At 39.9% G+C, this 20,800-nt stretch carries 23 protein-coding genes and 1 riboswitch; of the genes, 5 read left to right on the top strand and 18 right to left on the bottom strand.

The window, feature by feature from the left end:
* Window positions 1-45: 45 nt before the first annotated feature.
* The 8 genes from ACYQ1I_RS12475 to ACYQ1I_RS12440 form a co-directional block, all read right to left on the bottom strand.
* On the bottom strand, window positions 46-567 hold the full coding sequence (locus ACYQ1I_RS12475; RefSeq protein WP_459765798.1) for an ECF transporter S component: 522 nt from the start codon (window positions 565-567) through the stop codon (window positions 46-48).
* 130 nt (window positions 568-697) lie between these two features.
* Window positions 698-1,240: an RNA 2',3'-cyclic phosphodiesterase gene (thpR, locus tag ACYQ1I_RS12470; protein WP_459765796.1), complete on the bottom strand. Its 543-nt coding sequence runs from the start codon at window positions 1,238-1,240 to the stop codon at window positions 698-700.
* Between the two features lie 10 nt (window positions 1,241-1,250).
* Window positions 1,251-1,712 carry a pyridoxamine 5'-phosphate oxidase family protein gene (locus tag ACYQ1I_RS12465; protein ID WP_459768164.1) on the bottom strand — a complete coding sequence of 154 codons (462 nt, stop codon included), beginning with the start codon at window positions 1,710-1,712 and terminating at the stop codon, window positions 1,251-1,253.
* Window positions 1,713-1,733: 21 nt separating this feature from the next.
* Window positions 1,734-2,960 carry an ABC transporter permease gene (locus ACYQ1I_RS12460; RefSeq protein ID WP_459765794.1) on the bottom strand — a complete coding sequence of 409 codons (1,227 nt, stop codon included), beginning with the start codon at window positions 2,958-2,960 and terminating at the stop codon, window positions 1,734-1,736.
* Window positions 2,957-3,691 (bottom strand): ABC transporter ATP-binding protein, encoded by a 735-nt coding sequence (locus ACYQ1I_RS12455; protein ID WP_459765792.1) that lies wholly within the window; start codon window positions 3,689-3,691, stop codon window positions 2,957-2,959. The genes ACYQ1I_RS12460 and ACYQ1I_RS12455 overlap by 4 nt, the downstream gene beginning before the upstream one ends.
* Window positions 3,692-3,844: 153 nt before the next feature.
* The gene (locus ACYQ1I_RS12450; protein WP_459765790.1) at window positions 3,845-4,495 is read right to left on the bottom strand and encodes an ABC-2 transporter permease; all 651 of its coding nucleotides are present in this window, start codon (window positions 4,493-4,495) and stop codon (window positions 3,845-3,847) included.
* Complete coding sequence (locus tag ACYQ1I_RS12445; RefSeq protein ID WP_459765788.1) at window positions 4,488-5,354, bottom strand: ABC transporter ATP-binding protein; 867 nt, start codon at window positions 5,352-5,354, stop codon at window positions 4,488-4,490. Before ACYQ1I_RS12445 ends, ACYQ1I_RS12450 begins: the two co-directional genes overlap by 8 nt.
* Window positions 5,355-5,732 carry a GntR family transcriptional regulator gene (locus ACYQ1I_RS12440; protein WP_459765786.1) on the bottom strand — a complete coding sequence of 126 codons (378 nt, stop codon included), beginning with the start codon at window positions 5,730-5,732 and terminating at the stop codon, window positions 5,355-5,357.
* A gap of 201 nt (window positions 5,733-5,933) precedes the next feature.
* On the opposite strand from ACYQ1I_RS12440, the gene ACYQ1I_RS12435 reads away from it, so the two are divergent.
* A complete protein-coding gene (locus tag ACYQ1I_RS12435) occupies window positions 5,934-6,986 on the top strand; it encodes a tetratricopeptide repeat protein (RefSeq protein WP_459765784.1) in 1,053 nt (350 codons plus the stop codon).
* Window positions 6,987-7,038: 52 nt separating this feature from the next.
* On the opposite strand, the gene ACYQ1I_RS12430 is transcribed toward ACYQ1I_RS12435, so the two are convergent.
* The 3 genes from ACYQ1I_RS12430 to ACYQ1I_RS12420 form a co-directional block, all read right to left on the bottom strand.
* A complete protein-coding gene (locus ACYQ1I_RS12430) occupies window positions 7,039-7,434 on the bottom strand; it encodes a hypothetical protein (RefSeq protein WP_459765783.1) in 396 nt (131 codons plus the stop codon).
* Between the two features lie 91 nt (window positions 7,435-7,525).
* Entirely contained in the window at window positions 7,526-9,310 is a 1,785-nt protein-coding gene (locus ACYQ1I_RS12425) for a M3 family oligoendopeptidase (RefSeq protein ID WP_459765781.1), read from the bottom strand.
* A 131-nt stretch (window positions 9,311-9,441) separates the two neighbouring features.
* Window positions 9,442-10,281 carry a CvfB family protein gene (locus tag ACYQ1I_RS12420; protein ID WP_459765779.1) on the bottom strand — a complete coding sequence of 280 codons (840 nt, stop codon included), beginning with the start codon at window positions 10,279-10,281 and terminating at the stop codon, window positions 9,442-9,444.
* Window positions 10,282-10,467: 186 nt separating this feature from the next.
* On the opposite strand from ACYQ1I_RS12420, the gene ACYQ1I_RS12415 reads away from it, so the two are divergent.
* From ACYQ1I_RS12415 to ACYQ1I_RS12400, 4 genes are all read left to right on the top strand, one after another.
* Complete coding sequence (locus ACYQ1I_RS12415) at window positions 10,468-11,100, top strand: hypothetical protein (RefSeq protein WP_459765777.1); 633 nt, start codon at window positions 10,468-10,470, stop codon at window positions 11,098-11,100.
* Window positions 11,101-11,205: 105 nt separating this feature from the next.
* Window positions 11,206-11,330: riboswitch (molybdenum cofactor riboswitch) on the top strand.
* A gap of 148 nt (window positions 11,331-11,478) precedes the next feature.
* Complete coding sequence (locus tag ACYQ1I_RS12410; protein WP_459765775.1) at window positions 11,479-12,381, top strand: ABC transporter substrate-binding protein; 903 nt, start codon at window positions 11,479-11,481, stop codon at window positions 12,379-12,381.
* Window positions 12,382-12,396: 15 nt separating this feature from the next.
* Window positions 12,397-13,086, top strand: a complete 690-nt coding sequence (locus ACYQ1I_RS12405; protein WP_459765773.1) for an ABC transporter permease — start codon at window positions 12,397-12,399, stop codon at window positions 13,084-13,086.
* A 2-nt stretch (window positions 13,087-13,088) separates the two neighbouring features.
* Window positions 13,089-13,799: an ABC transporter ATP-binding protein gene (locus tag ACYQ1I_RS12400; protein ID WP_459765771.1), complete on the top strand. Its 711-nt coding sequence runs from the start codon at window positions 13,089-13,091 to the stop codon at window positions 13,797-13,799.
* 116 nt (window positions 13,800-13,915) lie between these two features.
* Here the strand turns inward: ACYQ1I_RS12400 and ACYQ1I_RS12395 are convergent, their stop codons facing one another.
* The 7 genes from ACYQ1I_RS12395 to ACYQ1I_RS12365 all read right to left on the bottom strand — a co-directional run bounded on the left by ACYQ1I_RS12395 (window position 13,916) and on the right by ACYQ1I_RS12365 (window position 20,722).
* Window positions 13,916-14,092, bottom strand: coding sequence for an HTH domain-containing protein (locus tag ACYQ1I_RS12395; protein ID WP_459765769.1), 177 nt, complete (start codon window positions 14,090-14,092; stop codon window positions 13,916-13,918).
* 100 nt (window positions 14,093-14,192) lie between these two features.
* The gene (locus ACYQ1I_RS12390) at window positions 14,193-15,029 is read right to left on the bottom strand and encodes a YjjW family glycine radical enzyme activase (RefSeq protein ID WP_459765767.1); all 837 of its coding nucleotides are present in this window, start codon (window positions 15,027-15,029) and stop codon (window positions 14,193-14,195) included.
* Window positions 15,022-16,515, bottom strand: coding sequence for a YjjI family glycine radical enzyme (locus ACYQ1I_RS12385; protein WP_459765765.1), 1,494 nt, complete (start codon window positions 16,513-16,515; stop codon window positions 15,022-15,024). Before ACYQ1I_RS12385 ends, ACYQ1I_RS12390 begins: the two co-directional genes overlap by 8 nt.
* A gap of 229 nt (window positions 16,516-16,744) precedes the next feature.
* The gene (locus ACYQ1I_RS12380; RefSeq protein ID WP_459765763.1) at window positions 16,745-16,999 is read right to left on the bottom strand and encodes a zinc ribbon domain-containing protein; all 255 of its coding nucleotides are present in this window, start codon (window positions 16,997-16,999) and stop codon (window positions 16,745-16,747) included.
* 70 nt (window positions 17,000-17,069) lie between these two features.
* Window positions 17,070-17,984 carry a helix-turn-helix transcriptional regulator gene (locus ACYQ1I_RS12375; RefSeq protein ID WP_459765761.1) on the bottom strand — a complete coding sequence of 305 codons (915 nt, stop codon included), beginning with the start codon at window positions 17,982-17,984 and terminating at the stop codon, window positions 17,070-17,072.
* 10 nt (window positions 17,985-17,994) lie between these two features.
* A complete protein-coding gene (locus tag ACYQ1I_RS12370) occupies window positions 17,995-18,846 on the bottom strand; it encodes a S1C family serine protease (RefSeq protein ID WP_459765760.1) in 852 nt (283 codons plus the stop codon).
* Between the two features lie 127 nt (window positions 18,847-18,973).
* Window positions 18,974-20,722: a DUF4153 domain-containing protein gene (locus ACYQ1I_RS12365; protein ID WP_459765758.1), complete on the bottom strand. Its 1,749-nt coding sequence runs from the start codon at window positions 20,720-20,722 to the stop codon at window positions 18,974-18,976.
* Between the last annotated feature and the right edge of the window lie 78 nt (window positions 20,723-20,800).

The raw sequence follows: 20,800 nt of genomic DNA, 5'->3' as shown, positions 1-20,800 counted from the left end.
CCACAAAGAAAAAAGATATGGCCTATCGCATATCTTTTTTCCCAACTACTTTGCAGCATATTTCTTTAAATATTTTGTTTTGGCAAAGCCTATTCCTATCGGTACAAACAGTAAAGCCCCTCCAAAGCCCTGTAGCAGATTGGCTGGTACACTGGTCAACGATACCAGGAAGCTGCCCTTTAGGGCGGCACCGGCAATAAAATAGCCAAATACCATCCAGAGGGCCCCAACCAATAGGGCTGTTATATTTCTAATCTGCAGTAATTGATCTTCATTCTGCCGGGCAATGGCCCCTACCCAATAACCCATTAATCCTTTAATGACTAAGGTTGGTAAAGCCCAATGGGTGTAGCCCAATAAAATATCGGCCAAGGCAGAACCAAGCCCCGCTGCTATGGCCCCTTTTCTTTTTCCAAAGATGATCGCAGTTAAAAAAATCATACTGTCCCCCAAATGAATAAAGCCCTCGGTACTGGGAACAGGAATACTGATAATCATTGTCGAAACCGCCACCAGGGCTGTTAATAGCCCCAATAGGGTTAAATCTTGTACTGAATTTTGCTTCATATTTACTCCCCCAATAATAATTGTATGTATATTGTACTTATATACCATTACAATTATATTTTATCATGAAGCAAAACTCCTGTAAATCTTTATTTTTCAGTAATTCCAATGTTCGATTGTACCAATACAATTATTTAATAAGAGAAATCCTTTCCAACGGAGCATAGGTCAATTTTCCATTGATTCTTTTGCTTTCCATCAGGGCAATATGATCTATTGCTATATGCATCCGTCTATAGGGCAATATTTGCCTCACTTCTTCAACTTCTTTGGTCATCACCAGCTCCCTTCCCAGGGTAATATGGGGTCGGTAGGGTCGCTCCTCTTGTGAAAAGCCCTGCTGCTCCATGGCACTTTCAAGGTTTTGATAGAATCGCTGGAGTTCTTGAAGGGGCGTAACCCCCAACCAGAGAATATATTTATTTTTCTTTTTAAAGGTTCCTATTTCATCGGTGCTTAAAAGAAAACTGCCGGTCTCTGAAGCTGCCTGCCCCATGGCTGCTACAATTCTATTTTTCTCATTTTGAATCTCTCCTATAAACCGAAGGGTCAAGTGAAAATTATCGTAGTCAGTAAAATTGCCTTTTAACACATAGGGTTTAATATACTCCTGCAGCTCCTTCAGGTAATCTCTAATCTGAATAGATAAAGTAATGGCCGTAAAAACCCTCATGGCTTCCACCTTAGCCCTGCTTCATGGATCGCTTGCCGGTGATATGTTCCATCTTAATTGCCAGCACGCAGGTTTTATCGTGGGCCCTTTCGATGTATTGCTTTCCCGCTGTAATAAAACCAGGGCTGTATTTCTCAACCAATAGCTCCAGTGCCCTAATTTTTCTATCCCCTGTTATTTCCTCGGCGGTTCCAAATACCACTACACTTTCATAGGTAGACGTAAAGCGGTCAGGAATCACCTGATTGGAACCATAGACAGTGAAGCATACCCGATTATTTCCTTTAATATTATCCAGCTTATGACCTTCTAAAGCACAATGAAAATAGATATACTCATGATCTGATGCATAATTAACTGGTACACCGTAGGGTTGACCTGCTTCATCAACGGTTGACAGGACACCAACTTCCCCTGAATATAAGATTTCCTTAGCGGCTTCCGTTGCAATTTCTCGACTTTCCTTTCTCATCTTTCTCACGATTCATCCTCCTTACACCTTTTTCAAATTTAAAGTAAAGGTTTTTATTTCACATATTATCCATGCCCACCCCAGAAAGATAAGCAGGTCTAAGGGTGGCCACAGAATTACTGTCTGAATAGCCTGCATTGTTATAAATAGTATAACAGTAATCAATATCAAAACCAATAGCGGACCTTGCTTGAAAGCAACATTTCTGTCCTTCAAGGGAATAGGAAAAAGTCTTAGAAATTGATCATCCTTTAAGGCATGCCAAATGGAAAAAAGGAAATTACCCATCAAAAAAATTCCAAATAAGATTAAAGCCCCTATGGCTTTGGGCTCTTTAATGAATATAGTTAAACCAATTAAAACTCCTAGAATAGAAAGAATAATTTTCAGGTTTCCACTTCCTCTTAACAGGATTCGATAGTACAAGAGCAGCATACCACCCTTTTGGTTGAAGGGTTCCAACAGCCTACCGTTAAAGGCAGGCAAGGTTTTTTTAAGGTAACTACGCCTTTCACCTATTCCCTCCTGAAGAAGAAGGGCCATACTTTTTGACCTACTGCTTACCTCTTCGGTTATCCAGCGAATCCATTGAGGGCGAATTTTCAGTTTAATGATCAATGTTAGAAGCAGCAGCATAATCAATGTAATAATTAACTTTATATCTGAGGCTAATCTGTAATTTACTAATAAATAATAGGTTAAGGCCCAGACTGTTAGCTGACTCATAATTTTTAAAGGTCTTATGATCCATCGTTTCGGAAGGTGGAAAAGGACATATTTGATATTCATATTAATTAGTTTAATCATCATTCCCATCAACCATATGCTTTGTAGGGGACCAAAGATTTTCCTCCCCAGATTTCCTGCGATTAGTGCCACCAATCCCAAATACAGACTCCATAGCCCTATTTGTAGAACTATTGAAAGATAACTGGAATAGGTAACAAAGGTTTTTCTAAGGTGATAAAAGGGAAGCAGAAAAACCTCATCGGCGATTCGCAGATACCCTCGATAGCTCCCTCCTGTAATCATAGCCGTAGTAGTAAATAAAATCAAAGAGCGCCAGGGTTCCATATAAATTTGTTTTTTTATTTGAAGCATTAAGGGAAAGTAATTATAGCTTATCAAAAATAAGAATAGCATCGTGTAGAATATTATTATCCAATCAAATTGAAAGGCCACAAAGCGATAATAGGTTTTGACTAAATATTGTATCCTTTTCTTCCAAAGTAATTTAACACCGTTCATGACTGAGCCTCCACAAATATATCGAACAATTCCATTAAATTTGCCTCTTTATTTTGTGACTTGCTTTGCATCTGCTCCAGGGTCCCAGAAAAAATCACCTTCCCATGGTTAAGAAGTATGAATCGATCACATAATCTCTCTGCCGAATCGAGTACATGGGTACTGAGTAGAATCCCCATTCCCTGATTTTTATAACGATATAACAGCTTAATAAACTGGTTAATGGCCCGAGGGTCAAGTCCAATGAACGGCTCATCTACAATCAACAGACTTGGGTTTTGAAGCAGGGCACACATTACCATAACCTTTTGCCGCATTCCCTTTGAAAAGGAATGGGGGAAATGATTCAATTTTTCCTCCATTTGAAACAGGATAAGCAATTCCTTTACCCGTTGCTTATAATCCCCTTCACTTAATCCACAGCACATGGCAGTATATTGCAGATGCTCTTTAAGGGTTAATTCATCGTATAAATATGGAATTTCTGGTATATAGCCCAGGCTTTCCCTACAATTATTTTGCCTTTCATCAGATAGTACGCCATTTAATTTTATGCTTCCCCCCATGGCGGGCAATAGACCTAAAAGGGTTTTCATCAGGGTTGTTTTTCCTGCTCCATTGGGTCCGATTAAACCCACAATTTCTCCTGAAGCCACCTGTAGTGAAATATTATTAATGATTTTTTGATTTTCGTAGCCACCGTCTAAACCGATGGTCTCTAACCGATTCAAAATATTGACACCTCTATTCTAACCTTTTGTTTTTGAAACTCACAAAATTAGCACTATCCTTTATACTGCCAAGACCAGTGAACTATATCCTATCCTATTTCAAATGAATAGTCAACGGCCTGTATCACACCAAGACCGTTGACTTGAATAGGACTAAAACTCCCTCGTACGATAGAATAACTGAGACAATATAATGGAAACAACCGTAATGATGATTAGTAAGAAAATCCAGATCAATAGCAATTGTCCATCTAAACCATGATTTATTAAGGTCCCCAGAGCCCTGCCGAATTCAGCTCCTTTCTTTGCCCTCTCTAGCAGCAAGGAAGGACTGAAGGTTAGAACCATGAAAAGTAAAATACTGACAATCCGTCCCTTATGATAGCCCAGCTTAAAATAAATAGGAAGATATATACATACCTGCAGCAGGCTTACAGAAAGGGCTAAAAATACGTCTACTGGTTGAATCAGTTGTATACCCGGATTTACAAAAATAGAAAAGATGAATCCCATCAGGCTCAAAACAATCAGGTTGATCCCTACAAAGGATAAGCCCGAAAGGTATTTTGCCATTACCAGCTCTGTACGACTGACCGGCAAACTGATGAGAACCAGTTCACTTTTATTCTTTTCATCCTGTATACAGGCATTTTGTAATAATATATAGGTAATTCCCACAGCGCCCATTATATAGATATTGGCGACTTGAGGCATGAAAATGAAGATAAAAATACAATAAACCAAAACGGTAAGAAAGGTTTTCTTTTGGACCATATAATCCTTTAGTACCAACTGTTTAAGCATATTTATTCCCCCTAACTGTATAGAGCATTATTTCTTCCAAGGTAGGTTTCTCAACTATTACATGATTTCTTAATTGTTTGTCTAAATAACCTTTACTGACAATCAACCCCTCAAAGCCATAATGATGCTGTTGAATCCCAATAAACTCCTTTTTCATTTCATCATTAATCAGCTCGTTTCCTCCCTTTACAAGGCGATATTTCTCGATGACCTCATCCTTGGGTTCAGAAAACAATAGCCTTCCCTTGTTCATAAAGGTAATGTAGTCTGCAATCCGGTCCAGGTCTGTGGTAATATGGGTGGAAAAGAGCACGCCGACATTTTCGTCCTGTATCAGCTCATACAATATTTCCAGCAATTCATTTCTAATAATTGGGTCCAAACCTGATGTAGGCTCATCCATTACAATTAATTCTGCCCCATGGGAAAGGGCAATGGCCAGGGAAAACTTCATCTTCATTCCCTTGGAAAGCTCTTTAATCCTTTGATCAGGCCTTAATTGAAATTGTTTTATATAATTCTGAAAGGTACTTTCATTCCACTTTTTATAAAAGGGAGCCACAATTTTTCTCATTTCATCAATTCTTAAATCTTCATAATAGTAGTTTTCATCATATACAAAACCAATACGATTTTTTATTTCTTTTTCATTTTTATGGTAATCCTTTCCAAAAATTTTAATTTCTCCCTGATCCTTTAATAAAAGATTCATAATTAGCTTAATAACTGTACTTTTACCCGCCCCATTTGGGCCTATTAATCCCATTATATAGCCCCTGTTCAGGGTAAAGCTTACGTTATCCAGGGTAAAGCCCTTAAATTTCTTTGTCAATCCCTTTACTTCCAATAGGGTGTCCATTTACATATCCTCCTCAAATAATATATCCACCATATTTAAAAGCTCTTCTTTTTTCAAACCAATTAGCTTTGCCTGCAAAAAAGCTTCTACTAGTATTTCTTCTATTAGCTTTAGTTTTTTCTCCCTCATAAGCTCTTTATTCTGAACTGCTACAAAGGAACCCTTTCCAGGTACGGTTTCTATAAACCCCTCCTTTTCCAATTCCTCATAGGCCCGTTTGGTGGTGATCACACTAATTTGGAGCTCCTTCGCTAAGCTCCTGATGGAGGGCAGCATTTCTCCCTCCTGTAATTCTCCTGAAAAGATGTGCTGCTTCATTTGGTTGCATATTTGCTCATAGATAGGCTGTTGTGTAGAATTTGATATCAAAATTCTCATATACTAAACTCCAATCTGTATATAGTGTTTATATTGTTTATATACAGTGTATACTTTCTTAAGCTAATCGTCAAGAAAAAATAATTCAATGTTAGTGCTGTTTATTTCCCAGGAAAAATGCTGTTAATAATTGAAATCTCTTGATTTTTCATTATATTCTGTCTATAATAGTGTTAGGTCTATACTTATGGGGAGGTTATTATGGCGATCAAAAAGGGTAAGGGCGTATTACTGGGTAAAGGACTCAGGCTTGACATTGATAAAAAACAAATCACAGTACAGAATCAAAATAGGAATCTTCGTATTACCTTGAATCCAAGGGGTATACAGGCTACAGCAGGCATCCCTAAAACTGATTTGAAATATTCTCAAAGCTTTACCTTTCAAAGAGGGAGCAAAAATCGCCCGGCGTTACAGGTTACTTCAGAGCCTTCTGCTATAGAACTTTTTAATCACATTGATTCGAAGGGCATGAAAGCTCCAAGTCCAGTTCTTTTAAGGTTTTTGGGGATCGTTGGAATCGTTGCTATTTTTCTGAGCTATCGTTTTTCAATTTTATTTTTTATAGGCGCCCTTTGTATTCTGTTGACTGCCCTTTGGCGAAAAAAAGCAGACCCCATGGCTGATTTGATTAAGACTGCCAGGGGGCTTTATCAGAGAAAAAAATATACGGAGTGTATTCAACGACTTGATGAAGCCCTAACCTATCCCAATGCCAATCGGACCCTTTTATTAATTAAGGCTGACTGCCAACTAAACCTAGATAACGCTTCCATGGCCTATTCTACCTATCGAGAATACTTTAAGCTCCATGACGGGCCTCAGTTTTTTCATTCTGCTTATTGGGGGCCTGCCCTCAATGGAATTTTTTTAGCCCTTGATAATAAGGACTACGATTTTGCCTTGAACCTCTGTGAAAGCCTCGAGGGCTTTAAGGAGGAAATTCAAGACATGACTCTTTGGAGGGGGTATTTAAAGGGATTGGCCTTTATGGGAATGGAGCGCCTTGAAGCTGCCATAGAAGCCTTTAAAGATGCGCTGGGCAAAAAACGTAGTATGGACCATCCTTATGTAGATATCCATTATCAGCTGGGCATAGCCTACGGTCTATTGGGAAAAAACAGCTTGGCCCGGCAACGATTTACCAGAGTTTACAGCTGGAATAGCAATTATAAGAAAATATCGGAGATTATGGATGCTATTGAAACAGGACAAGACTATACTGTATTCTTCAAAAACTCTGTAACAGAATAAAATGATAATAAAAACCCCATCCTAACAATCTACGGTTAGAATGGGGTTAAAATTATTCTCCGATAGCTTTTTTAAGCCTTTGAATAAATTTATGATCCTCTTCGATGACCTGTTCTACATTGGCAATAAATTGCTTCATAGTTTCTTGAACTGATTTAATTTCCTTTAAATCCTGTTTAATGGTCTCTAGCTCTTTGAAAATTCTTTGGTTGATTTCCTGCTGCTCTTGCTTAAATTTCCGCAGCTCCTGCTTCATCCCCTGCTGCTCTTGCTTCAATTCCCGCAGCTCTTGCTTCATCCCCTGCTGCTCTTGCTTCAATTCCCGCAGCTCTTGCTTCAATTCCCGCAGCTCTTGCTTCATCCCCTGCTGCTCTTGTTTCATCTCACGCTGCTCATTTTCAATATTATCCAGCTTATCTAGGATCAGTTTTAACAAGCGTTCCTCCAAAATATCAGCTCCCCCCAAAATGATTATTTTCTTAAGTTATTATAACATTTTTAAAGGATAGAGAACAAGCCTGGCGCCATTTAAAATTAACTTATATTTCCATAGACAGTTCAATAAAATGTTCAATGTCCCTTTCAAGAATTGCCAAGGATTCTTTCCAAAATCCCTCATCAGTCAAGTTGATGTCTACAATCTTGGCAACTTCTTCTACCGACATTTTGCCTGTTGCTCTAAGTAGTTCCTCGTATCTGGCAGGGAAGGTATTCTTGTCCTTAAGATATTGTCCAAACAGCCCCTTTGCAAAAAGGAGTCCAAAGGCATAGGGAAAATTGTAATAATGTCTTTCAGGATAGTAATAATGGACTTTATTTACCCACATATAGGGATGCAGCACCTGATGATTCAGCCCATCACCGTAGGCAAGCCTTTGGGACTGCAGCATAATTTCATTTAGCTCTGCCACAGTCAGGCCATGATCCTGCCTTCTCTCAAAGACCTCCTTTTCAAACAAATAACGACTGTATATATCAACGATCAATTGGGTTGCATGGGAAATGGTATTTTCCAGAATCCAAAATTTTTCTTCATCCGTTCCACTTTCAATACTTTTATGCACCAAAATGGTTTCGGCAAAAATGGAGGCCGTTTCAGCTAAAGGCATAGGATAGCTGCAATTCAATACACTTTCATCCTTTAGACAATGGCCGTGGAAGCCATGACCCAGTTCATGGGCCAGTGTCATGACATTTTTAAAGCTTCCTGTAAAATTTAAAAGAATTCTGCTTTGCTTGATGGGTCTAATAAAATAACAAAAGCCTCCGCCCCTTTTTCCTTCCCGGGGCTCAACATCAATCCATCGGCCTTCATAGGCCTGCCTGGCAAAGCTGCCCAAATTTTCACTAAAGGTAGTAAAGTTCTCAATTACATAATCCATTGCCTGGGGAAAGGAGAATTGCCGGTCTAATTTTCCTATAGGAGCAAATAGGTCGTAGAAGGGCAAACCAGCTTCATGGCCTAAAAGCTTTGCTTTTTGTTTAAGATATCGACGAAAGGCAGGTAGACTTCCCTCCATTGCCTTGAGCATAGTATCCAGGGTTTTGCGACTCATTCGAGAATGGACCAGACTTTCATCCAAGGGTGAATCAAAGCCTCTCATTTTCCCAAGGATAATGGACTCCCCCTTAATCCCATTGATCGCAGCCGCTGAGGAATCAGCAATTTTTTCATAGCTTTTCAGCTCCGCCTCAAAGGCTTTTTGCCGAAGGGCTGAATCAGCATCATAGGCCATATTCCGAACCACAGAAAGGGGTAGGGCCCTTTCCTCCCCCTCCAGCTCAATATCCACCAACAGGGTCGAAGTCAACAGCTGCTGGAGCTTTGACCAGGCCTTAGCACCGGTGTGGGTCAGCTTTGCAGCCAAAAGCTCCTCATCGTCGCCCAATCGATAACGCCCCTTGGCAATGAGTTCCATTATGTAAAATCGGTGAGTTGATAAAAATTCTGAGCAATCAATCCTTCGCCCCACTTCCTCTACCTCTAGAAGCCACTTCTGAAACCGGACATGGGCCCTTTTCAGTTCAGCATATCGAGATTCAATTCTTTCCAGGGCCCTGGAAGCCTCTGGATTTTTGGCATCCACACTTTTTGACAAGGTAGAATAGCTTGACAACTTTATATAGCTCTCTTGAACAGCTATCAGCATTTCCAGATAATCAATGATTTTTTCCCCTTCGTTTCCCTGAGATTCAAGGTTCTCCTCTGCCCATTGATTTAGCTGTTCAATCTGCTTAAGCAGTAATTCATAGTCCCTTTGAAAGTCCTTATCCTCAAAGGATTCATAGAGATCCTTCAAGCTCCATTTTAATTCAGTATCCATTTCATCATCCCCCAACATTATTTGATAAGAATATTATCCTCCTTCTTGAGAATTATTTCAACTCCCGAAAGAAAACAGCCGCTCTTTATGGGTTAGACTCCCGGCGGCCTACTTTTATCATAATCATCGTTTTATAATAGTCGTATTCCCTGATCCAGCTGTTCTATTTTCCTTTCCTTTAATAGTTTTCCCAATGCCCGCTTAAAGGCATTTTTACTGGTGGCCATATATTTATTAATGTCCTTTGGGTCACTTTTATCATTAAGGGGCAAAAACCCTTGATGCATCCTTAACAGCTCCAATATTTTCTCTGCATCCTCATCCCGCTGCTGATAGGCCAGCTTTTTGGTAGATAGATCAATCTTTCCATCCTCTCTGGTTTTTACAACACGAAAGGTTGCCTGATCCCCTATTTCAAAGGGCTTGTATATTTCTGACCTGTGTACCAGGCCAAAGTATTGATTTTCCACGGCAACAAAAGCACCAATTCTGGGATTGACACTATAGACTGTTCCCGTTACCATTTCCCCATTAGTAAAACCATTGGTTGTTTTTAGATGATCCTCAATTTCCATTGATCCACATAATCGATTGCTTTTATCCACATAAATTTTGACAAGATATTTTCTTCCCTTCTTAACTCGGGTAGTTTGCTGACTAATCGGCAGCAATAGATCCTTCTCCAGTCCCCAATCTAAAAAGGCCCCTATGGCTGTTGTATCTGCCACTCGAAGGTATGCCAGCTCTCCCACCTGACCCCGGGGACTTTTCAGGGTCGCAACCAGTCGATCCCGTGTATCACGATAAAGAAATACCTCTATACTGCTGCCAGGCTTCATTTCTTCGGTTACTTCTTTTTGAGGAAGTAAAACCGCTTCATCCTTTTCTGTTCCAGATTCACTTAGGTATGCACCAAATTTAGTCAGCTTTACAATAATAAGTCTATTGATTTTTCCGATTTGTAAGCTCAAGCCTTTACACCTCTTCTTATATATTCTTATTGCCTTTTCATTTTATCATATAATTTCCTGAATAGCTTATCTTTTCCTTCATCCCCCATAGTATCTTTGAAAACCTCATTTTACGAAAAATTGATGCAATCACTATGAAAATCTGATAAAATATACCATGCTACACCAAAAAAGGAGGGAATTTTTATGAATCAACTAATATTAGAATGGATCGGTTATGCAGCATCAATATTAATTGCCATTTCCTTATTAATGAGCTCCATTGTTAAGCTTCGCTGGTTAAACCTGATTGGCTCCCTTTTGTTTAGCATTTACGGTTTTGCAATTGGAGCTATGCCCGTGGGTTTTATTAATCTTTTTATTATCTTTATTAATTTGTATTATCTGTATAAAATTTATTCTGAACGGGAGTATTTTAAAATTATAGAAATCGGTCAATCCGATAAATACCTGATGGAATTCTTAAATTACTATAACAATGATATCAACCATATTTTCCCCTTATTCCAAAGAGAAAAGCTCAATGAGGATATAATTGGGTTCTATATATTACGAAACCTGGTTCCTGCCGGGATATTCATTGCTTCCAAATACGATGACACAACATTACTGATAGAAATTGACTTTGCTGTTCCGGCATATCAGGATTTCAAAATAGCTAGTTATATTTTTAACAATAATCGTGAATATTTTTTGAAATTGGGCTATCAACGATTCATTACCTACTCGCAAGACCAAAAACACTTGAATTATTTAAATAAAATGGGATTTACTTCTTCTCAAATATCCGGTCAGACCATGTTTGTAAAAAATATATAAGCTTCAGCACCTCTAACTTACATTTTACTATTCAAAGATTGTTAAAAACTACACATAAAAACCACATAACGATTGACACAATTTAGAATATATATTAAACTATGGGTACAAGCCTATCTCCGAGCTAATTTCTCTAAGGAATACAATTGATCTATGGGAAATCAGCCTATAGGGTGTTATCGGAAACGATAACGCCTCCCAGGGTGGAAAGGAGTCATATTGATAACAAAGGTTTTGGTTAATCTTTGTTTATAATTATGATGCCTTCGCAGGCATTTTTTTTATGTCTCCTCCATCAACCGATAGCCTTAGAATCTATTGGCCGGATGATTTGTTTGATAATAGTTTTACAAATTATTTTAAGGGGGAAATCATTTTATGAAATTTTCTTTCAGTCAAAAAAAGAATATGTTAATGGTAGTTCTTTTACTGGTTTTGAGCTTGACATTGGGAGCCTGTAGCAGCGATAACACCCCAAGCTCCTCAAATCCGCCTGAAACACCCAAAGCTGAAGCTTCTGAAATTATTTTATCAACCACCACCAGTACAGAAAACAGTGGTTTGCTGAACTTCTTACTACCTCAATTCACTGAAGAAACCGGAATTGAAGTGAAGGTTATTGCCGTTGGTACAGGACAAGCCTTAAAAATGGGTGAAGACGGTGAAGCAGATGTACTATTGGTCCATGCCAAGGCTTCAGAGGAGGAGTTCGTAGCGGCTGGCCATGGCTTGGAGCGTTTTGATGTTATGTATAACGATTTTATTTTAATCGGACCTGCCGATGATCCGCTGGATCTAGCCAACCAGGCTAAGGAAGATATTTTAGGGGCCTTTACATTAATTAATGAAAATGTTGGAAACGCAAATATCAATCCAATATTTATTTCCAGAGGCGATGATTCGGGTACCCATAAAATGGAGCTGAATCTTTGGAATGAAATTGGCGTTGAGCCCGAGGGCGACTGGTATATTTCTGCGGGTCAAGGTATGGGAGCCGTTATTCAAATGACTGATGAAATGCAGGGCTATACTCTGACAGACCGGGCTACCTATCTTTCCATGAAAAATGAACTGGACTTGGCTGTATTGGTGGAGGGTGATGAAAAGCTCTTTAATCAATATGGCGTTATCGCTGTCAATCCAGATAAAAACTCAAAAATTAACCACGATGGAGCCCAAAAATTCGTTGAATGGATTTTATCTGAAAAGGGGCAGGCATTGATTGGTGAGTTTGGCGTTGAAGAATTTGGTCAATCCTTATTTATACCGAATGCAAAATAGCAGGGGGGTAATGGTGTGAAGGAAATCTTAGAGGGCTTCAGAAGTGCAATTCAATTGCTGATTTCAATGGATTCCGAAATATACGGGGTCGTTCTGCTTTCCCTCTACGTTTCTTTGAGCGCTGTGGTGATATCCAGTCTATTGGCTGTTCCTACAGGGATCATTATTGGCACCAAAACCTTTCCTCTAAAAAAATTGTTGGTTAGGTTTCTATACACAATGATGAGTCTTCCCCCTGTAATTGTAGGCTTAATTATCTATTTACTATTATCACGCCGGGGTCCCTTGGGTGGATTGGGGTTAATCTTTACCCCCACCTCGATGATAATCGCCCAGGTATGCCTGGTAACGCCTATTATTACAGGGATCATCTACAACGGAACCAAGGAAAAGGGAAATGAAATCAAGGCTGTAGCCAAGACCCTGGGAGCCAGCTCCTTTCAAACCCTGTTAATCTTAATTAAGGAATTGAGGGTCATTATCTTTACTGGTATCGTATCCGGCTTTGGCCGGGCAATTTCAGAGGTGGGGGCAGTAATGGTTGTAGGCGGAAACATTAAGGGCCATACCCGGGTTATGACCACAACCATTGCCATGCTCCGCAGCATGGGCGATTATGAAACCGCCATAGCAATCGGCATTGTGCTGCTGGTTCTGTCCTTTCTAATCAACTCAATCCTGTATCATTTTCAGCAAGGAGAATAACTATGGAGCTTCGTATAGAAAACATAACCAAATCCTATGAAAATAAGCCGGTGCTAAATATTGAATCCTTGAAAATTCCCCAGGGGTCCTTTTTAGGAATAATTGGCCCCAATGGAGCAGGAAAGAGTACCCTGGTCAAAATTATGGCAGGTATTGAAGCTGCCACCTCTGGCGATATATATTATGATGGGCAGCCCCTTCATTCCAGCCTGATGAAGCAGATGACATTAATTTTTCAAAAACCCTACCTGCTCCGAACCTCTGTATTTCAAAATATAGCCTATCCCCTTATTTTAAGGGGCTTTACCAAAAATGAAATTAATAAAAGGGTAAAGGAATTAATAGACCAGATGGAGATAAACCATATTAAAAATCAAAAAGCCTGGACCCTTTCCGGGGGAGAAGCCCAAAAGGTTGCCCTGGCCAGGGGCTTGGTTTTTCATCCAAAATTGCTGATCCTTGATGAGTTTACTGCCAATATTGACCCTGCCTCAATGCTGGTAATGGAAAATAATATTAAAGAATATTATAAAGCCCAATCTCCTACCATTATCATGGTAACCCATAATATACAGCAGGCAAAACGCCTTTGCAGTGAAATTGCCTTTATGAACCATGGTACCATAGAGGAGATGGGGGCCGCCTTTGATATGTTCCATCATCCCCTCCATCCCAGTACGAAAAGGTTCATTTCCGGTGAAATCGTCATATGATCAAATTTAAAAAAACATTGTCATAAATAAAAGGAAGTCAGCAGCCCTGGTTTTATAGCGATCATGGGGCGTGCTGACTTCTTGTAATTTTATGATTATCATTCTGATTGCTCAGCTTATTCTACGGTGTAATAACATCTTTTGGGTGAAACAATTTTTCCCTCATTCTTTAATGTCTTAATGGCTTTATCCACCTCTTTTTTATCGATACCTGTAATTTCTGCAATTTCCCCTGCCTTTAGGGGATCTTTAGATTTCTTCAAAGCTTCATAAATGGCTTCATTAGCACTCATTTAAAATTCCTCCTAATGTTTAATTAATACACTACATTATATTATACCTACTCTATCGAATCATAAACTAGATTGATTAAAAAAATTGTAATAGCAGCTATTATACAGTAATGATATTCCGACAGCCATTTTTTTCAGCCAGATTAGCAAGCCTCTCCATGGTTTCATTAGAAGGTGTTCGTCCCTTCACCATTCCCTCCCTTACCCCCAAGGGCCTGTACTTGATCAGCTTATAGCCTATATGGGGGTCCAGGGAAGCAATAAGACGACTGGTTTCATCGATGGTTTGTTCATTATTCAGAAGCCCTTCCACCACCACAGTCCGTACCTCGTAGAGCTTATGCCGCTCTGCTAAAAAGCTTATATTTTTGATGACATGATCGTTATCGGTTCCCGTCAGCATGATATGTTCTCTCCGGTCGAAGGCCTTAAGGTCAACCATGGCCATATCAAATGAGTCTAAAAATGTCTGATCATGCCATAGGGGTATAGATCCATTGGTGTCGATAAAAACAGATAAATCCAGCTGTTTTACTTTGAAGAAAAGCTCCTTTAAAAAATCCATTTGCAGGGTACATTCCCCACCTGATACAGTAATACCTGATATAAAGGGCTTAACCCGATTGATTACTTCCATTATTTCGTCAGCCGTCATTACCTTTACCTTGGGAGAGCTACAGCTGCCACAGGCCTTAAGACATTCATCACAGCTTTGACAGATGCCTTCATTCCAAGTGACCTCCCCTTCGACAAGGTTCAAGGCTCCATAGGGACAATGACTGATACATTTTCTACAATGGCTGCATCGATTAATGGTTTCAGGATTATGACAATATAGGCAATTAAAATTACACCCTTGTAAAAAAATGGCTGTTCGATTACCCGGGCCATCAACAGAGCTAAAGGGTAAAATGCGATTAACATAGCCCCTAATCATTCTCCCTCACTCTTCTTTCCAGGACCCGTTGGTTCTTAACGGCACCCAATCCCAGTACAACTGAATCGTGCAATACCTGTTCACCTAAATCTAGCTTTTCCATATCGGAACGTTTCACCAGATAACCGGTTATTCTGATGACATCACAGTCACTGGAATAGAGTGAAAAATATCTTACTCCCCGTTTAAAGGCCCCCTTGATGATATCTATAATATACTGTGGGTTCCTTTCGGTGGTGGAATCGAAGGTAAAAATATCACCAATACCAGAGGGGAAATAGGGGTGAAACAGGCTGGAATGCATCAGATGCTCTAAGATTTCAGGCTCCTCACCTATTGGAATACGACAGCCCGGACTGGTATTCTGATCTGTATCAATTCCCACCTGGGCATGTAATAGATAATGACCTCCTGATACTTGACAATGGGGATTATGATGCTGTTTCACAACCTCTTGCATTTTTTCTATGATTTCTACCCCCAGGTCATTGGCCTCTTTACCATGACCAAAGCGTTTTTCCGGTTCATCAGCCTTCAATAGGTAATTAACAGCCTCTGCCAGACCAAACATACCAAACATGGCAGTAAAGCGCTCCTTCTTAATGAAGCCCTCCTTCACCAGGAAATGGTGTTCAAAAAAACCACTATCTTCAACTAAAAATTTCACCCTGGCATCCATATAGGCCGCCATATGTTTCATTCCCTGGGGCAGTACTTCCTTTATAAAATCCTCGGGGCCCCTGGCCTTTTTAGCAAGGGCAGCAAGATTTAGCCGAACCAGGGTATAGCTTCCCCCTGCAATGGGCAATCCATTATAGCAGCTGGCAATGCCATAGGCTTCTCCCAGGTCAGAAACAAACATTTCATGGTTGGCAAAGCTAGGCTTAGCAACCTTTAGGGCAGTTTCAACGGCTAGACGAGCCAGCTCGTCTGGGGTTTGATGGCTATATTTTAATGTTATATTGGGTACAGCATTTCCCAATTCCTTTTCGGCCCTTAAAATCAATCTTCCCGCCCTGGTGTCAGAGGGGCCGATATTGGCATGACAAAAAGAATCCGTTAAGGTTCGATCAATATGGGTTAAAAAGAGCCTAATGGCTTGGTAGGCCTCTTCTTCATTTTCAATAAAGGGTTCAAGTAATGTATCAATGTTCCCTACATAAACAGGAAATGAGGTAATGGAAGGTACATGCTTATAAAAAATCAAAAGGGTGTTAACGGCTTCCCAAATATTTGTAGGTGGTGTTAATCGTAAAAATTCGCACCCCTCCTTCATCAGCTTATCATAGTCAGGAACAATATATCTAGGCCGATAGGGCGCATTTCCCTCAAACAGATCACAAATGATTCCCGCCTTACGATCAGCCTCAATGGTATCATCAAGCTGAAATACCTGTAAACTGTTTTCAGCAGCCTTGGCAAGGGCTATTACTCTTTGTTCGTAGGTTAAAGTGCTGTCTTTAATTATACTTAGTACATTGTCCATTTTTTTCACTCCATTTCTTTTAAACCCGATGGGTTCCTTAAGATCATTATATAACAATTTAAAGTAATTATCCATTCCATAGATTTGCATTTCGATATTTGACCCATTATTATTAATTACAAATTAGAACAAAGTCTTCCCTGGGAGGATTTAAAACAAGGGAGTACCTTCCTATAAATGATAAAAACCGAATCTGAACAGATTCGGCTTGTAGGTTTACTAAATTTTGCTATGCTTTCCATCGTTTCAATGAAGGCAAAAGGTTTGTTATAATACTTCTTGCTGCTGATTCCTCTATTCCTTCCTTTACCATGTGGGGAATACAGATTTCAATCATTTCTTCCATAGACGTATCAGAAGTAAATTCCCCTGTTTGAAAACAGTAGGTACAATACTCTTGATTGGGGGTTAAATCTTCATTTGTTCCATAATCCTTAGGGTCATCCATTGGCATTCCACAGCTTTGACAAATTATCTTATTCATGATTAAAAGCCTCCTTTATTTGATTTCCTCAGTTATCATTATAAAGGAGCAATAACGACAACAGTCTGTCTTATTTCTGATATTTTTTAATCATTTTTTCTGCCCGTTCCATTAAAATAGCTTTTATGTGCTGGGGCTCCAGCACTTCCACCAGCTCCCCAAAGCTCAAAAGCATCCCGTAAACCCACTCGTCTTCAGGGTAATGAACCGTTACATGAATCATCCCCCTTTGGTCATAGGTCAGTTCTTCTAAGTCAAAGTAGGCTTCTAAACGATTTAAAGCCTTGGGGTGAAATTTTAAAACCAGCTTTGTTAACGGCCGTTCATCCTTGTCCTTCAGGGATAGCGGCGGAATTTCCGAACGGGGTAAAAAGTGATCCCCTGTCAGTTCCAGGTTTGTGACCCTGGACAGCTTAAAGATGCGATAGGCTTCCCTCATCTGACAATAACCGTAAAGATACCAGTTATTTACCTTTAGCAGCAGGGTATAGGGCTCAACACTGCGGCGAGTGGCATCCCCACTCCAGTTAACATAGTTAAAGCTTACCATCCTATTTTCTTCAATCCCTTTTTTAACCAGGGCAATTTTTTCTTTTTTTCTGGCCGTCTCTCCCCATGAGCTAAAGTCAAATACCACCTTCTGACCAATATCGGCCTTTGGTTGCTTAATCACCATGAGCTTATTAATCATATTTTGCAGATTTTTATCTTCATAGGCCTGATAAACACCCCTTAGGGCTGTTAACATCATCTGGTACTCTGTATTACTCATAAAGCCCTTATCTATTTTATATTCCTTTATAATTCCATAGCCTCCCCTGGATCCCTGATAGGAAACCACCGGTATTCCTGCCAGATTAATGGCCTCCATATCTCTTTGGATGGTTCGGCCAGACACCTCAAAAATTTCTGACAGCTCCCTGGCTGTTACCCTGTCCCTGTTCATCAAGAGCATCACAATAGCCAGCAAACGCTCCAGCTTCATTATTTCCCCCCTAATTCAAATTTTCTAAATAATCATCTAAAAAGGCCTGTACATTTTCAACAGAAATGGCTAAACTAACATTCTCAGATTCCATTACCCTAAAGGTATTAATTCCTATTAGCTCCCCCCGGGTATTTACAAGGGCACCGCCAGCGCTTCCCGGAGAAAGGGACGCAGTATTTTGGATATAGGCTACACCATCTATTTTTTTAAAATCAGAAATCAATCCCTCTGATACGGTATTCATTAATCCCCTGGGGCTCCCTATGGCCACAACCTCCTCCCCTACTTTCAGTTTTGAAGCATCTCCAAGGGGGATCGTTGTCAGCTCAATCCCCTCTGGCAGCCTGTCCAGTTGAAGCAAAGCCAGATCCATCATTTCATCATATTGCAAGACCTTTGCCCTGAACGCCTCCTTATGATGATTTTGGAAGAAAGTATTCACCGTTTCATTCCCCTTTACCAGATGCCAGTTAGAAATAACATAGCCTTCTCTGCTAATGATAACACCTGATCCCTGACCAGAGGCAGTCTCTATTCTGACTACCTCTGATTTTAACCCGGCAAGCTCTTGAATTGATTTTTTCGCCGTACCACCGCCAATTTCATAAAGGGCCCCCAGCATTTCATTATCATCAGCCCCAGGGCTCTGGGCCATAATTGATTCAGCTTCCCCTTGGTCTTCAATGGAACCATGGCTTCTTAACTGGTCTCCATAAGTATCCAGGGCATAATCCATCAGTAAATATGTTGCCAGCCCCGTTACCATCAAAAGCCCTGCCAATACAAGGAATCCTACCATTTTCAGTAGCTTTCCGGAACCTCGTTCCTGTATGATTTCAGTCTCATCCTTTACAGTCAATTACAAATCCTCCTATCATCCTATAATTAAAAATAAAAAACAGAATCGACATTTTTCAATTAAATTCTATCACAAATATTACCATAAAAAAACACCCCTGGGCTCCTCTTCCCCAGGGGCTTAAGCCCTATTTCATTTTAATAAAGAGATGAAAGGAAACATGATCTATTTTCCAGGTCTCACTTGATTGATTTTGAACAATACCAATTTCTTTAAATAACAGCTCTACCTTCACCCTCTCATTTTCATCCCAATAGCTCATCTTATCCCTTGAGAGTACAACATTCCCTAGGTTTTGTCGATGTATTTCATCAACAATCTCTGTCAGATCCTTTTCATAAATGACATTTTCGATATTTAATACCTTCAAACGATCATTGGAATAGTCGTATCTAAGTTCGCCCTCTTGGGAACTGCTGTTTTTCTCTCCCCCGAAATATTGAAATGAAATGAGATAGTCGTAATCCCTTACAGTTAAGATATCCGGATCAGTTTCCAGTCTATAGCTGTAATATTTCCTATCATTGACATAACCATAGCTGTCTTCATAAGGAAAGCCCATGAGACGATCCATATCGGAAAGCTGAAAATCCTTCGGTAAAACAGTTACCTGGGTAAGACTATGATTTCTTTTGAAATAGTCAAGGATACTGCTGATCTCCCGGCGGTCTTCCAGAGAAACATTGTCGTTAGGCCTAATGAGCTTTCTGTCCTCCAGCATCTGCCAGGTCTCCAGAAATCCTATCAGCCTTTGATTCTGACTATACCTTGAGACAGAATAAGCACTCCATGGCCCCAGCACCGATAATACCATAATAGCACTAAGGCTGATGGCAATTACAATAGGTCTGGCCTGCTTTCTTCTGAAAACCAGATAAAGCATTGAAATCATGATCCAGAGCCCGCCGGCCACAACAAAATATCGATTTTCCGTTACCCCATAGTCACCAATTCTCATTCCCATGGAAATAAAAAGCATGACCACCAGGGGCAGTAATCCCTTGGGAAACCAATTTACAAACCCCTTAAACCATTGATTATTAAGCCTTAAGGGGTAGATTGCCAAAAGCACCAGGGTACTGATGATGGCAAACCATAGAATCAGGTGAGAAATCATTTGTATAGGCCATTGTCTTTCCATAACGGTTTTAATGATATATAGGTACAAAATTCCTCCATAGACCACCAGTAATGGCATCACAATAAAATTCAGCAGCACCTGGAATACCCTGGGATATTGATCCTGGGAAAGAACTTCATCATAGGCAGGTATTCCTGAAAAAAAGTAAGCCGGGCCAAAAACCCCCACCACAATGACCCATATATCCAGCAAGACCTTTGTAGGAATATTGGCTGAAAAAAGCAGATTAATTGTTAAAAGAATGGCTGCCAAACCAAGGTATAGAATCATGGCATAAAAATAAGTAATACAGAAGTCTACTAAAAGTCTAATAACATAGAGCTCAAAGCCCTCTTTTCTTTTAAAATAAGGCATCACCACAAAGGACAGATACAAAGCCAACGTAAGGGCAATATACCGGGTAATGGCCACCATTTCAAAATCCTTCAGCATGTATCGATAGTAAAAGCCCAACAGGATAATCCCAAGGAAATGGGCAGCAAGACCAAAGCCCTTTCGACCTTTAATCCCCTCAATTAATACTTGGATCGTTAAAAAAATCGGAATTCCCAGGGCAAAAATCATGGCTAATCTTGTCAATATTTCATCAAGGGATTGCCTTTGGGGGTATTCCAGATGATTTAGATAGATTAGTACTGAAACTGTAAGGACAGCCATCAACAGCGCCCCTGGAAATCTCCTGATACCAATTAACAGCTTCTCTCCTATATTTTTAATTGATGCTTTAAGCTTCATTGTATCCCCTCAATCTTATTTAATATAGAAACTATCATCATTATATCATATTCACGATACCTCTGTTTAAGAAATATC

This window comes from Alkaliphilus crotonatoxidans (assembly GCF_054658015.1).
Note: the sequence above shows the minus strand (reverse complement) of the source record. Positions and strands in the feature narration are given on the sequence as shown.

What these genes read in the sequence shown, in the direction of transcription:
- ACYQ1I_RS12475 (WP_459765798.1), bottom strand. Translation starts at nt 567, where the DNA reads ATGAAGCAAAATTCAGTACAAGATTTAACCCTATTGGGGCTATTAACA.
- thpR (WP_459765796.1), bottom strand. Translation starts at nt 1,240, where the DNA reads ATGAGGGTTTTTACGGCCATTACTTTATCTATTCAGATTAGAGATTAC.
- ACYQ1I_RS12465 (WP_459768164.1), bottom strand. Translation starts at nt 1,712, where the DNA reads ATGAGAAAGGAAAGTCGAGAAATTGCAACGGAAGCCGCTAAGGAAATC.
- ACYQ1I_RS12460 (WP_459765794.1), bottom strand. Translation starts at nt 2,960, where the DNA reads ATGAACGGTGTTAAATTACTTTGGAAGAAAAGGATACAATATTTAGTC.
- ACYQ1I_RS12450 (WP_459765790.1), bottom strand. Translation starts at nt 4,495, where the DNA reads ATGCTTAAACAGTTGGTACTAAAGGATTATATGGTCCAAAAGAAAACC.
- ACYQ1I_RS12445 (WP_459765788.1), bottom strand. Translation starts at nt 5,354, where the DNA reads ATGGACACCCTATTGGAAGTAAAGGGATTGACAAAGAAATTTAAGGGC.
- ACYQ1I_RS12440 (WP_459765786.1), bottom strand. Translation starts at nt 5,732, where the DNA reads ATGAGAATTTTGATATCAAATTCTACACAACAGCCTATCTATGAGCAA.
- ACYQ1I_RS12435 (WP_459765784.1), top strand. Translation starts at nt 5,934, where the DNA reads ATGGCGATCAAAAAGGGTAAGGGCGTATTACTGGGTAAAGGACTCAGG.
- ACYQ1I_RS12425 (WP_459765781.1), bottom strand. Translation starts at nt 9,310, where the DNA reads ATGGATACTGAATTAAAATGGAGCTTGAAGGATCTCTATGAATCCTTT.
- ACYQ1I_RS12415 (WP_459765777.1), top strand. Translation starts at nt 10,468, where the DNA reads ATGAATCAACTAATATTAGAATGGATCGGTTATGCAGCATCAATATTA.
- ACYQ1I_RS12410 (WP_459765775.1), top strand. Translation starts at nt 11,479, where the DNA reads ATGAAATTTTCTTTCAGTCAAAAAAAGAATATGTTAATGGTAGTTCTT.
- ACYQ1I_RS12400 (WP_459765771.1), top strand. Translation starts at nt 13,089, where the DNA reads ATGGAGCTTCGTATAGAAAACATAACCAAATCCTATGAAAATAAGCCG.
- ACYQ1I_RS12395 (WP_459765769.1), bottom strand. Translation starts at nt 14,092, where the DNA reads ATGAGTGCTAATGAAGCCATTTATGAAGCTTTGAAGAAATCTAAAGAT.
- ACYQ1I_RS12390 (WP_459765767.1), bottom strand. Translation starts at nt 15,029, where the DNA reads ATGATTAGGGGCTATGTTAATCGCATTTTACCCTTTAGCTCTGTTGAT.
- ACYQ1I_RS12385 (WP_459765765.1), bottom strand. Translation starts at nt 16,515, where the DNA reads ATGGACAATGTACTAAGTATAATTAAAGACAGCACTTTAACCTACGAA.
- ACYQ1I_RS12380 (WP_459765763.1), bottom strand. Translation starts at nt 16,999, where the DNA reads ATGAATAAGATAATTTGTCAAAGCTGTGGAATGCCAATGGATGACCCT.
- ACYQ1I_RS12375 (WP_459765761.1), bottom strand. Translation starts at nt 17,984, where the DNA reads ATGAAGCTGGAGCGTTTGCTGGCTATTGTGATGCTCTTGATGAACAGG.
- ACYQ1I_RS12365 (WP_459765758.1), bottom strand. Translation starts at nt 20,722, where the DNA reads ATGAAGCTTAAAGCATCAATTAAAAATATAGGAGAGAAGCTGTTAATT.